Genomic DNA, 15,265 nt, shown 5'->3' with positions numbered 1-15,265 from the left:
ACCGGGAAACCGCTTTTTGGTTTCATGGGCAGAAGTGAAATGGCCGAAAGATTAGGAGCCGCAGCTGGACACCAAGAAAAGCAGAACAAGCTCGTTCATGCTCATAGGGAATTTTAGCCGCCGACGAGAAGTCGCTTTTTGACTTCGTGGGAGGCTGCGAAATCACCGTAGAGCATAGCTTGTGCAGCTGGACACCAAGAAAAGCGGAACAAGCTTATAATCCTCCACTATAAAAAGGCCGCAACGACAAATACTGTCATTGCGGCCCCCTTATACATATCACCCGGCTTTAATGCCTTTGTGCATGTTTGTTTTACTCCGTAATATCAACAAACAGCTCATCCGCAGCCGGTTCTTTTTCAATCAATCCTGATTTTTTCAGCCATCCGCTCGTCTCTTTCCATGATTCTTCACTTTGGCTGCCGAAGCCTTCCTCCGATTTCATTTTCGGCAATAGAATTTCCAAGCTTTGCTTTTCCACTTCTTCCACTAGAGGAAAGTTAGCTTTATCTTGATTGCTTAAAAGAATTTGAAGGGCCTCGTCCGGCTGTTTTTCCATAAATTCAAAGCCTTTTGCTGCACCGCGCCAGAATGCTTTAATCGCTTCTTGTTCTTCTTCCCATGTTTGATCGCTCGTGACAGCTACTAATTCATAGTAATTAGGAACACCATAGTCGGTTGGATTGAAATAGCGCGTTTCATAGCCTTTATGCTTCAATACCGGCACTTCATGGTTAATATAAGCTCCGACAACCGCATCTGCCTTTTCGCTTACAACGGATGAGCCTAACTCGAAGCCAACATCGACCATATCCACTTTATCCGGATTTCCCCCATCATGTTCTACCATCGTTTTCAAGAGCGATTCATTCAATGGAATTCCAGGGTATCCAACCGTTTTGCCTTCCAAATCTTTCGGTCTTTGAATCGGGCTGTCTTTTAGGAACACGACATGATTTAACGGTGAACGAACAATCGCTCCAACTGATTTGACCGGAACATTTTCATTGGCACGAGCCATCACGACATCCGGCTGGTAGTAAAATCCTAATGTAATCTTCCCGGCAGCCGCTAAATTCAACGGATCGGTCGGATTGGCAGGAAACTGGATGTTTACTTTCACGCCTTCCTCCTCAAAAAAACCTTTTTCTTGTGCTACATACAAAAAGCTATGAACAGCATTTGGATACCAGTCGAGCATCACATCCACTTCAGCAAGCTCTTTTCCATCCGTTTTTTTCGTTTCGCCTTCAGATGCGGACTCTTGGCTTGTTTTATCCCCCCCGCATGCGGCAAGCATCATAATTAACAATACGCTTATACTAAGTGATAACCACTTTTTCATTCTGTTTTCCTCCATTTTAATGATTTCTTTTCAAACCATATAGCAAGTAAAAATAATAATATTCCAACAGCCGATAAAAGAACGATCGGTGCGAACACACCCGCTCCATCGAACTGCGTCATCATTCGGCGGCTAAAGTAGCCTAACCCTGCTTGAGCCCCGAGCCATTCTCCAATAGCGGCACCGATGACACTTAACGTTACAGCTACCTTCAGGCCCGAATAAAAATATGGTAAGGCAGAAGGGACATTCAATTTGAAGAAAATATCCTTTTTACTGGCCCCCATCGTTAAAAGCAGTTCTTTTAACTCTTTGCTGCTTGAACGGAGCCCGTCAAACGTGCTGACGGTAATCGGAAAAAAGGTAATCAATACTGTCACCACTACCTTGCTCCAAATGGTGTATCCGAACCATAAAACAAAAATTGGAGCAAGGGCAATAATGGGAATCATTTGAGAAGAGATAAGAATCGGATAAAAGGCTCGTTCCGCGACTTTGCTCATATTCATCCAAACTGCCAGACCAACACCTAATATAATGGAAATAACAAGACCGATGATAATGATCGATAGCGTTGCCGGGAGATGTTCAAAAAACAAAACATCCTTTAACTCCCAAAGCTTTTCCATGATGCCAACTGGCGAAGGCAAAATGAACGCCATATTGATCGTCCTTGCCGCAATCTCCCATATTATTAGAAAAGCAATGATCAGCATGGATGAGAAGAGGTAGTCTTTCCATTGTTTCATATCTTCACCTTCCATCGCAGCTGATCAATCAGCTCGTCCTTTAGCCTGAGAATGGCCGGATCATTTAAATCCCGGAGGCTCCTTGGCCTGCCAAGCGGAACCTTTACCTCCTCAAGCGCTTGTACCGGCGTGTTTGTCAAAACGAAAATGCGGTCTGACAAAAACAACGCTTCATTCACATCATGAGTAATAAACAAAATCGTTTTTTTCCGTTTTTCCCATTGATCCAGCAGCCATTCTTGCATTGATAGCTTCGTAATCGCATCAAGGGCACTGAACGGTTCATCTAAAAGCAAGACGTTGGACCCGCTCAATACCGTTCGCAAAAATGACACACGCTGTCTCATTCCGCCTGATAAATCAGCGGGATAGCGATGTTCGAACCCTTTTAATCCAAACTCCTCTAACAAATCGAGCACCTGTTTATGCGCTTTGGCTTTCTTTATCCCTTGTAGCTCGAGAGGCAAAGCTGCATTTTCGACAATGGACCGCCACGGCATAAGCAAGTCTTGCTGCGGCATATAGCCAACGCGACCGGAACGGTTATGGCAAACCTCACCGTCAATGCAGATTTCTCCCGAAGAAGGGTGCTCAAGGCCCGTGATCAGCCGAAAAAGAGTACTCTTTCCAGATCCGCTCGGCCCGACAATGCTAATTAACTCGCCATCAGCAACTCGTAAATTGAACGAGTCTAAAATGTGAACAATCCGCTCCTTTTTTCCCTCTTTATAGTGGAAGGTCACCTCTTTAAACTCTAAGACGCTCTTACTCATCGATCGGCCACATCGCCTCGTTATAAGACATGTCCCAAAACATATATTCAAATCGGGTAGTGTTCAAGAAAATGTCTTCCAGCTTCGCAAGCTCCTCTTCCGGTTTTCCATCTGCCAAATCGTCCAAAAGGTTAATGCACCATTGCGCGTGATTTCCAAACCCTTCGGAACTGTACATTTTCACCCATTCTCCGTAAAATTCATGGTCACTCGCTCCCGGCAATTCATTCAACTCTTTTCCAATTTCCCAATAGCTCCACGCACAAGGGAGCAGGGCCGCCATCAGTTCGGCAAGCGTGCCATTTTGACCTACATGAAGCATATAGTGTGTATAGGCCAATGTAGTAGGAGACGGCTTCGCATTTTCAAGTTCGCCTTCCGTAATACCAAACTTCTTCGCATATTGGCGGTGAAGTGACATTTCTTCGTTTAATGTAGAATCTAGTAATCCCGCAAACTTCGCCATTGTCTCAACATTAGCGGCTTTCACTGCACCGATGGCGAACAGCTTGGCATATTCAATTAAATATAAATAATCTTGAATCATGTAAAAACGAAACTTCTTTTGATCTAAAGACCCATCCCCTATTCCTCTTACAAACGGGTGAGCATGATTTTTCCGCCAAATGGGCTGCAATTTTTCATATAGACGTTCACTAAACTTCATTAATTGTCACTCCCTGGAGTTATTTTGATTTTGTATGTCCCCATTCGTAAATAAATGTGAGCATAACTTTCGTATAATCTACCAACTGTTCAATGGATACTTGTTCGTTAACAGCATGAGCGTTATGTAAATCGCCGGGTCCGTAAATCGCGGTCGGAATGCCCGCATCTCCCAGCCACCCTCCGTCTGTAACGGTTGGCGAGACATCAATGACTGCATTTGTATCTAGGACCTGTTCATGCGACCTTGCAAGCAAGCGCACTCCTGGGTAGTTCGGATCGACTTCCAGCGCCGGGAAAATCTCGCCTCGATCTTCAATCATCGAAGTTCCTCCCCACTCGAATGTCGGTGGATTTTCCTTTAGCCAAACATCTGCCCTTGCGACATTTCCGATATGTTCTTCAATCTCTTTGGCTACCTGTTCATACGACTCATTCGGATAATAATGGACCGTAATCCACAGCCGGCATTCATCCGCGATGAAGGCGGCATGCCTTCCTCCCTCAATCACCGCCGGATTAATCGTATTCGTTCCTGGAAGAAATCCCGGATAGCTTTTTGTAACAGCCCAATGGCGTTCTAGTTCCTGCAAACCTTCTATTACTTTCATCATTTTTTCGATGGCACTTGCCCCGAACAGCTTTCCGCCGGCATGGATCATGTTTCTTCTCGTGGCATCATGGAATGTTTGATTGCTTTTAACGGTAATCCATCCTGTGATGACGCCGCCTTGTCCTTGAATATGTAAATCACTCGTATCGACAACTACCGCAAAATCGGCTTTATATCCGCGGTTGCAGCATTGTAAAGTCCCGGCTTCCCCTACTTCTTCTCCGATCACGGACTGAAAAATCAAGTCACCAGGCAATTCAATTCCCGCCTCACGGAGAAGTCGAATGCCAAATAAAGCCCCGGCGAGACCGCCTTTCATATCCGATGCACCGCGTCCAATCACTGCCCCGTCTTTTACGATCGGCGTAAATGGATCTTCTTCCCATTCTTCATCCTCGCTTACTTCAGCAACGTCGATATGTCCATTGACGATCAGGCTTTTGTAATGTTCTGAATCGGTGCCTTTTAACACACCGACAACGTTCGGATCATTCGGATAAACATCCCACATATCAATGGCGAACCCGAGATTTCTTAAAAAATCAGCGACATATTGTTGTGCTTCAGATGTATTGCGAGCAGGCGGTGCGGGTGTTTTAAACGAAATGAGTGTTTTTAATAAGTCAATGAGCTCTTCTTTGCGCTCATCCACTTGATTGATCAATAATTGTAAAGGCTTTTCCATCCCAATCCCTCCTTTTGTGACAATAAAAAAACCGCTTCTGTTGGAAAGAAGCGGTTGTACAAAACAAATGATTTCATTTGCCAAACAACAAAGCGGATGATGATGACATTGTTGGATTACAACACCTCTTCCCTACGCTAGTATTACCTAGTTCAGGTGATAAGGGTTAAGACACATACAGCCTCTCTCAGCTTTTACAAGCACCCCTAGTGGTGATTATTATTCTGTTTATGGAATCTGGTAATCTGAATTTTAACAATTGTTATCTTCATTATTTTTATCATATTCAATTCATTAATTCAATAAGAATATTTTTCAGTTAAAATCGCTTTTGTTATTTGTCAAAGATTTGTGAGAAACTCTCCCTGCATCCATAATGCACATCTCCAAGCCTTTGCCCGTATATTGTAAGGAGTTTTATGCAAACAGGAGGGATTTGTTTCATCATGTTCATCTATCCATATTCCTATGTACAGCCTCAATCATTGTCTTGGTCTTGCCCTTATTATTTGCCATACAGCGAAGCCGTCCAGCCGATGATGTCCGTACCGGACACACCTTATCGTTCATCAACCTTGGCTTATCCAAACTCTTTAAGACCATATATGCAAGTAGATCCGACCTTATTTAACCAATCAGCCATTACCATGCAGGCACTCATGAAAGAGGCAAGCATTCTTTTAAATAAGCTTGCAGAATCCAAGGAATTCGATTCCAAAATCATGACAGCAGCACAGCAATCCAACACAAAAGAAGTTGACAAATTGATCAAATCAACGGGTATTAAATCGAAGGTTAAGACTTCATTCAACCCTGATGGAATCACCCTTAAACTATCTTCAAAGGTCGGCGGCACGGAATGCTGTCATTTAACCATTGCGCTGCGGTGGATGTAAAGATAAGCAGGGTTTTCTAGTCATAACTAAAAGAAAATCCTGTTTTATCAACCTCGGCCAGTTTCTAAAATATCCCTTCTATTGTTTTCATTTTAACAGAAGAGAAAGATTGGAAACATCCTAGATTCAAACAAAGGAAAGCATGACGACAAGGTGAAAAGCAGACGGCCGCTACCTGCTTTCGACTTCCACTGAAACGATTTGTTTGAATTTTTTCAAAGACATATAAATATCGGTTGTATATAGCTTTTCAGAAGCAAGTATGACCATTTCCAGCTGTTGTCGGCCACTTTCCACATCTTTGATTTTGACCCGCTTTACTTTCATATTTAACTGCTTAATTTCTTTGAAAATTTGATTTAATTCTTGATTTTCCTCCACTACTATTTTTATGGATAAATCCCTTTGCCTCAAGGATCGTGGGCCCATTATCTTAATGAAGTACGGAAATATACTAACGGCTAGGATAATGAGTGCCATGGCAGCAATCGCTTCTAAATAAAAACCGGCCCCGACCGCAATTCCGAGACCTGAGGCTGCCCACACCATGGAAGCCGTCGTCAACCCTGAAATGACGTCATTGCTTCTCCTCAAGATCACACCTGCACCAAGGAAACCAACCCCGCTCACAATCTGTGCCGCAAGACGCATCGGATCCATATTCGTATGCCCCGGTATCGAATACTGGCCGACCGATTCAATAGATACGATCGTGATTAAACAACTTGCTACCGAAATGACCATGCTTGTTTTAACGCCAAGCGGCTTATTTCTTAGCTGCCGGTCAATTCCAATCAACAACCCAAGAAAAAGAGCCATGATGAGCCTTAATAAAAATTCTTCTTTCACTTTTGTTTCTCCTCACTCAATGTTGTTATTTTTCAAATCAATATATGTATAGTAGTTTACCATGATAACGATAAAATTTTTTATGTTTTATAGATTGATTTAGAAAATTCAACATGATCAAAGAGCAGCCATAGACCTAAGCGGCTGGCAAGCTCCTTTGCGGGTTCTTGCCAGCCGCTTATACGAAGACCTTTTGAGCCAGTGACCTAAAAGGACCCCGCACGAAATCCTTGATTTTACTGGACTTTGATGACTCATCCTCTTGTGACACAAACTTATGGATTTTCTTCTATCATCCTCTTCACCGACCTGATGATTCCTCCGTAACCGGTGCAGCGGCAAAGGTTTCCTGACAGCGCCTCTTGGATTTGTTCATCGGTCGGGTGCGGCGTTTCATCAATTAGCGCCTTCACCGCCATGATCATGCCCGGTGTGCAGTAGCCGCACTGAAAGCCCCCCTCTTCCAAAAAAGCCTTCTGAATCGAATGAAGTCCTTCTTTTCCTAATCCTTCAATCGTTGTAATGAAAGTTCCATCAGCTTGATATGCCATCGTTAAACAAGAATTCACGAGCTTACCGTCCATCAGGACAGAACAAGCACCGCAGCGGCCGATCCCGCAGGAAATCTTCGTGCCTGTTAAATTCAAGTTTTCCCGTAAAATATCAACAAGACGAATGGCGGGATTGACCTTTACTTGTACAACCTGATCATTCACATGTAAATGAATGAAAATTTCCTTCACTGGAGAATGGGGAACTTGCACTTGTACCACTTTTTTCATCTCCATGTTTTCATCTCCTTTAACCCGACAGCCTTTACAATCACTTCAGCTGACACAGGCAGACGGGAAATCCAGCATCCGGCAGCATTATGGATGGCTTTGGCAATAGCCGGAGCCACCGCGACCGTTCCGATTTCCCCCACTCCTCTTGGTCCATAGGGGTCATCTTCATATAATATTTCGATTGCCTCGACTTCCATCTTAAAAGGAACATCGCAAATGCTCGGAATCAGATATGAATCCAAGTTTTCAGTTATATAACTACTTTCACTCATTAAGGCTTCTTCCATTAACGTATAGCCCAGCGCCATTACACCGCCGCCTTCTATCTGGCCAAGATAGCCGAGCGGACTGACCACAGGTCCAGCCGCTACCGCATGATCCATATCGACCACTTTCACTTTCCCTGTCAACAGATCCACTTCCACACGGACTATCACAGCGCCAAACGAATACAAGAAATGACCGCCGTTGACGGCATCCGGGGTTGTCGGGAAATGAAAATGGGTATTCACTACAACGGGGTGTTGCTTCCCTAGCTGTTCATATGTGACGCAAGGCTGGCTCACCACATCTCCCTTGTTCCTCCAAATTCCGCCTGCTCCAAGACGGAGTTGGCTGGATGGTATACCTGTAAGCTGTTCGGCATGTACGAGGATTTGCCGACAAAAAGACCCCTTCATCCGCTGGACCGCCTGCCATACCATGCTCGTTCCTCTTGAAGCAGTCGAAGAACCGGACGGTGGCACTAGCGCGGTGTCGCCAATGACGATTCGGATGTCTTTAGGAGAGCATCCGATTTCCTCTGTCACGATGTGTTCAATAACAGACAACAGTCCCTGCCCGCATTCTTCAAATCCAAATGCCGCTTCAATTTTTCCATTGCCGCTTAAAGAAAGGCGGCCGCCGGCACTATCCAACCGTCCAAACCCAAGGCCCCCGCCGTGCATTGTAATTGCAATACCTGTACCCGTCCTCTTCCAGTCTCCTCCAGAATCTTGGGCATTACTCTTTAAGAGCGGAGAACGACTTATCGCTTCCAACACTTGGGCAGCACCGTCCGTCGGAGCAATCCTCTGCCCTAAAGGCCCCAGGTCATTCACCTTTCTAATGTTTTTTCTTCTCAATTCAATGGGGTTCATTCCAAGTTTCTCCGCAAGACGGTCGATTTGCCCTTCAAGCGCAAACGTGATTTGATTCCCTCCAAATCCCCTAAACTCGCCGGCTACTCCGTTATTCGTGTAAACGGACACACCTTGGACATTTATATGGGGAATGATATAAGGCCCCGCGGCATGCTCCACTGCAAAATCCAATACAGCCGGACCTAACGTTGCATAAGCACCCGTATCTGCAATAATATGGACGTCATGCGCAAGGATGTTTCCTTGTGCATCTGTACCTGTTTTCATTTTGATTTTCATCGGATGCCGCTTTAACCCCGCTCTCACGGATTCCCGCCTGCTATGGTGGATTTTGACCGGATATCCTGTAACAAGAGCCAATAACGCCCCGTACGGCTGAATATTCAGCTCATCTTTCCCTCCGAAAGAACCGCCCATCGGACTTGATACGACACGTATACCGGCTTCCGGCATCGCCAAGATCCGAGCTAATTGAAAACGATCTTTATAGCCGTGCTGGGTTCCGGCATAAACGGTAAGACCGCCTCCTTCTTCCGGAACGATGACACCGCCCTCCGTTTCCATATAAGCATGCATTTGCCGCGGCAACTCGTACGTTTCTTCCACCACAACCGTACTTTTTTTAAACCCTTCTTCCATATCCCCTTTTTGATAACCGGAACGATGCAATACATTTCCTCCGGGATGAAGCTGCGGCGCATCGGGAAGAAGCGCTTTTTCCGGATCATCTATCTCGGGAAGGCGGTCATATACAACCTCAATCAGCTCTAAGGCCCGTTCTGCTATTTCTTCCGTTTCCGCGGCTACAGCTGCAATGGCATCACCTGTATACCGTACTTTTTCTTCACAAAGCACGGGCTGATCCGGAATGACGATTCCGAACCGGTTCATGCCCGGTACATCCTTATGCGTGATTACCGCCCGTACACCGGGAAGCTTTCTCGCCTGTTCTGTACAGATGGAAAAAATGTTGGCATGCGGGTAAGAGCTTCTCAATATTTTTCCGTATAACATGCCGGGAAAAGACAAATCCGTTAAATATTTCAGTTCACCGGTCACCTTTCCTATACCATCGGGCCGGCTTCGCTTGTTTCTTTCTGTTAGACGCACATAGACCCCCTCCTTTTTCTCTATTAACCTTTTAACCTCGTAAGCTCTGACATGATGACATTCGCCGCCGTCCATTTCCGATAATCCGCAGAAGCGAACGCATCAGAAACAGGCTGAAATTCCTCTGCAATCTCTAAATAGAGTTTTTGCCAAAGGTCCGGATCAGGAATGGACCCTTCCAGAAGCTTCTCACAGTCTGTTAACCGCTGCGGAGGGTTGTCTCCGCCTCCCGCAGCCAGCCGGATTTTCTCTACTTCTCCTTTTTCATTCCATATGCACAAACCGGAAACGGCAATAAGAGAAACCGAAAAAGCTTCTCGGCGACCGATTTTTTTATAAAAACGAACGGTTTTGGCAGCCCTTTTTTCTTCGGGAAGCAAAATGCTTATTAAAAGAGGCGGTTCAGCTTTTGATTTAAGCCATTTCCATAATTCTTGCCTTCTCCTTTTTTTTCCGTCAAACGAGATGATTTCCGCATCCATCGCTAACAGTGCCGGAATGCTGTCTCCAAAACGACTTGATATATTTCCCCCAAGCGTTCCTCTATTTCTTACAGCGGGGGCTGCGATTGACCTGATTGATTCGCCCAGCAGCGCCCAATCCTTCTTTATGATAAAAGGATGGCCCTGACAAAGAGACAGAGACGTAAGCGCTCCGACCTGAAGGACTGTACGATTGCCATCAAACTCTTTGCTGACTCCCCGCATTTCTTGAATCCGCTCTAAACTAATGAAATTCCCAGGACACGGCACCCCTTTTTCCCATTGAGTTTGCAGCAATGTCCCTCCTGAGACGAAACAAGCATCCGAACCGAGCTTTTGTTTGGCCTCCCATGCCTCTTCGACACTAGAAGGCATCCACACCTGCGCTTGTAATTCTCCTGCCGTAATCATTTCCTCTTCCTCCTTTCACCCGTTCATAATCTTCCTTTGTATCAATATCATAGAATGCTCGTTCATTCATGTATTCGATTGCCATCCCCTTCATCACCGCTCCCTGGCGCAGCAGCTTTCGCGCCCCTTCATCTCCCTCAAGCCTCATGAGAGATGGAAAGACTTCAGGAGAAAACAAAACCGGAGGTCTGAGTATACTCCGGAAATTAGCAGTGATAAAAGGAATATTCTTATGTGTTTCATAACCATCTATCAGATCATTGATCATCTGTGCTGAAATAAATGGCTGGTCAGCAAGCAAAATCATGATTCCGTCTGCCTTCATTCGTTTTCCTTCCTGCAGGCCACATCTTAATGAATAAGCCTGCCCTTTTTGGGCTTCGGGACATGGAATGCAAGTCCAGCGTTTTCTTATTTCACCGGAGAAAAAAATAGGGTCCATCCAGTCAAGTGTGTCTTCTGCCTTTGCCACCACAATGACATGGTGGAGCATTGATTGAAGAGCGGCTTGAAGCCCAGAGCTGCCGACTGTTGTTTCTCCTAACGAAAGGGAGAGCTTATTTGTCCCCATCCGGCTGCTTTTACCCGCCGCCAAGTAGACCGCGATAATACGTTTTCGGTTCATGCACTTATCACCTTGCCAACATCCCGCTTCCTGTAAATTTGAATCAATTGGGAAACGATACTGACCGCAATCTCCATCGGCCCTTCTGCCCCAATCGGAAGACCGACGGGGGTATAGATGCTATCAGGAATTTCCTTTCCGCCGAGCAAGCGGGAGGTCCTCGACTTCGAACCCAATACTCCCAAATACCGGAGCTTTTGTTTCACCAAGAGCTGAAGCAGCTCTTGATCGCGCTGGAATTGATGAGTAAGGATCATGACAAAATCATCGGGTGTTAATTGGAGCTGGTTCACGGTTTCTTGCGGGAAACCGATGACGAGTTGATCCGCATCCGGAAAATGACTTTCACGACAAAACGCCGGCCTCCAGTCACAAACAATGACAGAAAAGCCTGTTTGCGCTGCAAGCTTTACGAGCGGCACCACATCCATCCCCGCCCCAAAAACGATGAGTCTCGGCTTTGGACGAAAACAATGGAGGTAGAAGGATTCGTCTAATTCCGGAATAAAAGCAAGGCCGCTCTTATGTCTGGAGTTCTTCCATTTCGTCTGTAAAGTCTTTACTTCATTCGGTATGGTCCCCTGCCATTCTCCAAACGGCAGCTGGCCTTCCACAAAAAACAAATAACCCGAAACGGCAAAGCCGTCGGTTAATTTTCTCACCATCATGACCGTTTTTCCGGCTTGGAGATAGAATTTGAGTACAGACAAATGCTGACGCAGCCGAACATCGACCGGTTCCAGCAATACATGAATAACACCATTACATCCTGCCCCCTGTCCCCATGACAAATCATCATAGCTTCTCATATCAAAGATCGACATTTGCGGCCCAGCTTCGGCCCGCATTTCCTGTACGCGGATGGAAAGATCTTCTTCAAGACACCCGGCACTTAATACCCCAACTTGGGTCCCGTCTTCCCGGAACAACATAGACGTTCCTTCTTTTCGATATGCCGAACCTTCTACATGGATAATTGTCGCCAAGATATCTCTTTGAACTGAGGAGTCAATGTGATCTAAAATGCGATAAATCTCTTCCAACAGCACCCTCTCCTTTGTAAATGTTCCTCCATCGAATGAAGCTGTGCCGAGTTATTAAATGAAATATATAGTTAGATTATGTTACATCCAAACATATAAATCTATTTTTATGTTACATTTCCTAACACCAATAATCCAAAATATGTATTTGGATTTTCTAAACAACGAAGGTGATATCCTTACTGCTGGCTGACCTTTAAAACTCTCGGAAGCCCTCGAGAACTAAAGAAAAAAGAACCGTCAAGAAATCCTTTTTTGGATTTTCTCAACGGTTCTTTTCCCTTAGATAGAAGCCGATATCTTGAATAGGCCTATACAAGGTTTTTTCTTATATCGAATTCATTACATCGATTCATAGCGCTGGACTGGCCTGTAATAAGATCGATGCAGCATATGTCCGTAAAAGGAAGCCAGTATTTGTTGAAAAAGAATGCCCAGCACAACAGGAACCGCAACAGGGGGAGGAAAATAAGCAACAGCCACGACAGCACCGGCACTAATATTTCTCATGCCGCCCGTAAATGTCAACGTTACAATCTCCTCTCTATCTCTCTTAAACATTTTACTGATCAGCCATGAAAATAAATAACCGGAAGATGACAGCAGGAAGACAACGGCAGCGATAGAAATCAGCTTTTTATCGACGATTTTCAAATATGGAGCGACCACGGCACTATTTAACATGACCACCACCACTAAACCCATTTTGGAGAAAGGTGCAAGCCTTACTCCTATCACATCTTTCACTTTGCCATCCGTCATCTGATTTAACAGCATACCCAATACTGAAGGAAGGACAATCATTAAAATCAGTCCCTGCATCATCCCCCATATATCCATTTGAACTTTCTCCCCCGCTGTTAATGTCAGGGCATATGGCACAATGAACGGAGATAGGAATGTATCGATTAAGATAATCGACAGTGCGAGGGGAATATTTCCTTTATGAATGGAAACCCACATGAAACTTGTAATTCCCGTCGGAATCACCGCCGCTAAAATGAGGCCTGTAATCGTGAACACATCGCCGGCGAATGCCACATGCCCAATTGTCCACGCCCATACCGGCATCAATATATGTAAAATAAGTAATGCAAGGAACATCGGTAATGGGTGGGCCAGCACTCGCTTAAGCGCTTTAAAATTGGAACTTAGGCTCCCGGTAAATGTCATAAAAGCAAAGATCCACGGCACTAAAAAGGCATAGGATTTAACCCCATCCGCAAGTAAAACCCCCAACAATACACTCATTGGGGTAAGAACGGGCATCGTCTTTTCAAGGAAACGGTTCGCTTTTTGCAGCATGTCTTTTGACCTCCATTGTGCTCTTCATGTAATAACTGCTACAAAAAAAGCGATTTCATACAATATATCTATTGCTTCTATTTTATCACGATTGTTTTCATTTTGCCGTAATCTGCCTAGTCATTATTCGGAACTTCTCTTCCCATTTATGACACAGCCAATAGAAAAGACTGACTAAAGAAATAAAGTTTACCTCCAAGTCAGTCCTCGTTTTTAATTGATTAACGCTCCATTTTCCTATCTTCTTTATCTTCGTTCATCAATAAACAGAGCGGTACGATGTACTATGAATATTGGCATTTCCTTTGAGGATTGTTCTTCTTCTCTTTCTTTTTCGCTTTCTTTTGGCCTCTATTGCCGGTGAAGATTCACTGCTTTCAATAAAATCTTTTTCTTCCGCTTTTGCCTGCTTCTCTGCCAATACCACTTGTTCTTCTGCTTCTTTCTGTTTATTTTTAGATATAGCTTTTTCTTCTGCTTCTGTCCGCTTCTTTTTAGATATGGCTTTTTCTTCTGCTTCTGTCCGCTTCTTTTTAGCTGCCGCTTTTTCTTCTGCTTTTGTTTGTTCTTTATCCAATCCCTTAACCATTTCCAATACAGCCTGTTTTCCAGTGTCTTCAACAGGAACTGCGGATGATTCAGCGACTCTCGCTTGCTCCCAAACTTCAAGCAATTCAGAGGCTACTCGATCCCACGTATATAAAGAAAGCGCCAGTTCCCTTCCTTTTTGCCCCATCTTTTTCATCAATGATGGATTGGAAAGAATCTCGGAAATGTTTTCAGCAAAGCAGTTTGGATCTTCCGGTCTTTCAACTACAAGACCGTTCTCCCTTTTGAGGATCACTTCCGGATTTCCTCCTCTTGCCGTCGTGACAATGGGAAGACCTGCCGCCATCGCTTCATAATGTACGCGGGCCAGCGGTTCCTGCCATTGGGATGTACATACAAATAAATCGGCAGACGCGAACCACTTTTGGATTTCGCTCGGTGACACAAATCCTGTTGCAATAACCGGAACGGTCAGTTTCTTAGACAGTGCACGTACATACGCGATATAATCCGTCGTATCTTCTTGGCTGAACCATTTACTTCCCATAATAACTAATGCTAAATCCTTAAATTTTTTCGAAAGCTCCGGAATCGCTCTTACTAACTTGTCAACGCCTTTATTATGGGAAAGCCTTCCGGCGAACAATAGAACCGTCTTATTTTCCAAACCGTTCGCCTGTCGAATGTCGTTTCTTGTTCTTCTCATATTCGGATGGTTTCCGGGTAAAAACCGATCGATGTCTACCCCCGAATAAATCGTGCGCACTTTTGACGAAGCTTGCGGATATAAAGTCTTTATCACGTTTCCAATATAATCGCTGACCGTCACGATATTTGAAACCTCATTTATCGCTTGTGCCGCTTCCTCCTGATCAATTTTTTCGGGGTTGAACATATCATTATGCATACTTAACGTAATTTTTGCTTGAGCGGCAGCCTGACGGACAGGGATGACAAGTCGGGGACGATTGAAGATGTGGATAAGGTCAAAGCGATTGGATTGGACGTAATTGACAACACCTTCCCTGTATATTTCAAATATCTTTCCCGGTATGCGTACGTAATGAATTCCATTGATGGTCTCTTGATCAGGAAGCGATGGATCATCCGTTCCTAAAATGGTAATGTCGTGATGGCGGCTTATGTGCGGGAGTACACCGGAGATATAAGTTTGAATCGCTCCTCCCAATACCGGAGGAACAGGGAGTTTTTCAGTACAAATCATTAAGATTTTCAT

General features: G+C 44.7%; 14 protein-coding genes and 1 riboswitch. Of the genes, 1 reads left to right on the top strand and 13 read right to left on the bottom strand.

The genetic code is table 11. From position 1 onward, the window contains the following. Positions 1 to 313: 313 nt before the first annotated feature. The 5 genes from BK575_RS07550 to BK575_RS07530 are packed head-to-tail and all read right to left on the bottom strand — an operon-like array spanning position 314 to position 4,831. Positions 314 to 1,345: an ABC transporter substrate-binding protein gene (locus tag BK575_RS07550; RefSeq protein WP_078409833.1), complete on the bottom strand. Its 1,032-nt coding sequence runs from the start codon at positions 1,343 to 1,345 to the stop codon at positions 314 to 316. After that, positions 1,342 to 2,094, bottom strand: coding sequence for an ABC transporter permease (locus BK575_RS07545; protein ID WP_078409832.1), 753 nt, complete (start codon positions 2,092 to 2,094; stop codon positions 1,342 to 1,344). The genes BK575_RS07550 and BK575_RS07545 overlap by 4 nt, the downstream gene beginning before the upstream one ends. Then, positions 2,091 to 2,867 (bottom strand): ABC transporter ATP-binding protein, encoded by a 777-nt coding sequence (locus tag BK575_RS07540; protein WP_078409831.1) that lies wholly within the window; start codon positions 2,865 to 2,867, stop codon positions 2,091 to 2,093. The genes BK575_RS07545 and BK575_RS07540 overlap by 4 nt, the downstream gene beginning before the upstream one ends. Next, positions 2,860 to 3,534 (bottom strand): thiaminase II, encoded by a 675-nt coding sequence (gene tenA, locus BK575_RS07535; RefSeq protein WP_078409830.1) that lies wholly within the window; start codon positions 3,532 to 3,534, stop codon positions 2,860 to 2,862. Before tenA ends, BK575_RS07540 begins: the two co-directional genes overlap by 8 nt. A 19-nt stretch (positions 3,535 to 3,553) precedes the next feature. Next, positions 3,554 to 4,831, bottom strand: coding sequence for an acetylornithine deacetylase (locus BK575_RS07530; protein ID WP_078409829.1), 1,278 nt, complete (start codon positions 4,829 to 4,831; stop codon positions 3,554 to 3,556). A gap of 112 nt (positions 4,832 to 4,943) precedes the next feature. Next, positions 4,944 to 5,049: riboswitch (TPP riboswitch) on the bottom strand. A gap of 228 nt (positions 5,050 to 5,277) precedes the next feature. Here BK575_RS07530 and BK575_RS07525 point away from each other — a divergent pair. Next, positions 5,278 to 5,727, top strand: a complete 450-nt coding sequence (locus BK575_RS07525) for a hypothetical protein (protein ID WP_139367989.1) — start codon at positions 5,278 to 5,280, stop codon at positions 5,725 to 5,727. 171 nt (positions 5,728 to 5,898) lie between these two features. On the opposite strand, the gene BK575_RS07520 is transcribed toward BK575_RS07525, so the two are convergent. The 8 genes from BK575_RS07520 to BK575_RS07485 all read right to left on the bottom strand — a co-directional run bounded on the left by BK575_RS07520 (position 5,899) and on the right by BK575_RS07485 (position 15,265). After that, the gene (locus BK575_RS07520; protein ID WP_139367988.1) at positions 5,899 to 6,576 is read right to left on the bottom strand and encodes an MgtC/SapB family protein; all 678 of its coding nucleotides are present in this window, start codon (positions 6,574 to 6,576) and stop codon (positions 5,899 to 5,901) included. A gap of 275 nt (positions 6,577 to 6,851) precedes the next feature. After that, positions 6,852 to 7,364, bottom strand: a complete 513-nt coding sequence (locus BK575_RS07515; RefSeq protein WP_078409828.1) for a (2Fe-2S)-binding protein — start codon at positions 7,362 to 7,364, stop codon at positions 6,852 to 6,854. After that, a complete protein-coding gene (pucD, locus tag BK575_RS07510; RefSeq protein ID WP_235867332.1) occupies positions 7,355 to 9,613 on the bottom strand; it encodes a xanthine dehydrogenase subunit D in 2,259 nt (752 codons plus the stop codon). Before pucD ends, BK575_RS07515 begins: the two co-directional genes overlap by 10 nt. 23 nt (positions 9,614 to 9,636) lie before the next feature. Further along, positions 9,637 to 10,506, bottom strand: coding sequence for an FAD binding domain-containing protein (locus BK575_RS07505; RefSeq protein WP_078414693.1), 870 nt, complete (start codon positions 10,504 to 10,506; stop codon positions 9,637 to 9,639). Further along, positions 10,460 to 11,131: an NTP transferase domain-containing protein gene (locus BK575_RS07500; protein WP_078409826.1), complete on the bottom strand. Its 672-nt coding sequence runs from the start codon at positions 11,129 to 11,131 to the stop codon at positions 10,460 to 10,462. Before BK575_RS07500 ends, BK575_RS07505 begins: the two co-directional genes overlap by 47 nt. Next, complete coding sequence (locus BK575_RS07495; RefSeq protein WP_078409825.1) at positions 11,128 to 12,174, bottom strand: XdhC family protein; 1,047 nt, start codon at positions 12,172 to 12,174, stop codon at positions 11,128 to 11,130. Before BK575_RS07495 ends, BK575_RS07500 begins: the two co-directional genes overlap by 4 nt. Before the next feature lie 342 nt (positions 12,175 to 12,516). Next, positions 12,517 to 13,479 carry a bile acid:sodium symporter family protein gene (locus BK575_RS07490; RefSeq protein ID WP_078409824.1) on the bottom strand — a complete coding sequence of 321 codons (963 nt, stop codon included), beginning with the start codon at positions 13,477 to 13,479 and terminating at the stop codon, positions 12,517 to 12,519. 259 nt (positions 13,480 to 13,738) lie between these two features. After that, complete coding sequence (locus tag BK575_RS07485) at positions 13,739 to 15,265, bottom strand: glycosyltransferase family 4 protein (protein ID WP_078409823.1); 1,527 nt, start codon at positions 15,263 to 15,265, stop codon at positions 13,739 to 13,741.

The sequence above is a fragment of the Priestia abyssalis genome, from assembly GCF_002019595.1.
Classification (GTDB): Bacteria; Bacillota; Bacilli; order Bacillales; family Bacillaceae_H; genus Bacillus_BA; species Bacillus_BA abyssalis.
Note: the sequence above shows the minus strand (reverse complement) of the source record. Positions and strands in the feature narration are given on the sequence as shown.

Coding starts and splice junctions, on each gene's coding strand:
- BK575_RS07550 (WP_078409833.1), bottom strand. CDS start 1,345: ATGAAAAAGTGGTTATCACTTAGTATAAGCGTATTGTTAATTATGATG.
- BK575_RS07545 (WP_078409832.1), bottom strand. CDS start 2,094: ATGAAACAATGGAAAGACTACCTCTTCTCATCCATGCTGATCATTGCT.
- BK575_RS07540 (WP_078409831.1), bottom strand. CDS start 2,867: ATGAGTAAGAGCGTCTTAGAGTTTAAAGAGGTGACCTTCCACTATAAA.
- tenA (WP_078409830.1), bottom strand. CDS start 3,534: ATGAAGTTTAGTGAACGTCTATATGAAAAATTGCAGCCCATTTGGCGG.
- BK575_RS07530 (WP_078409829.1), bottom strand. CDS start 4,831: ATGGAAAAGCCTTTACAATTATTGATCAATCAAGTGGATGAGCGCAAA.
- BK575_RS07525 (WP_139367989.1), top strand. CDS start 5,278: ATGTTCATCTATCCATATTCCTATGTACAGCCTCAATCATTGTCTTGG.
- BK575_RS07515 (WP_078409828.1), bottom strand. CDS start 7,364: ATGGAGATGAAAAAAGTGGTACAAGTGCAAGTTCCCCATTCTCCAGTG.
- BK575_RS07505 (WP_078414693.1), bottom strand. CDS start 10,506: ATGATTACGGCAGGAGAATTACAAGCGCAGGTGTGGATGCCTTCTAGT.
- BK575_RS07500 (WP_078409826.1), bottom strand. CDS start 11,131: ATGAACCGAAAACGTATTATCGCGGTCTACTTGGCGGCGGGTAAAAGC.
- BK575_RS07490 (WP_078409824.1), bottom strand. CDS start 13,479: ATGCTGCAAAAAGCGAACCGTTTCCTTGAAAAGACGATGCCCGTTCTT.
- BK575_RS07485 (WP_078409823.1), bottom strand. CDS start 15,265: ATGAAAATCTTAATGATTTGTACTGAAAAACTCCCTGTTCCTCCGGTA.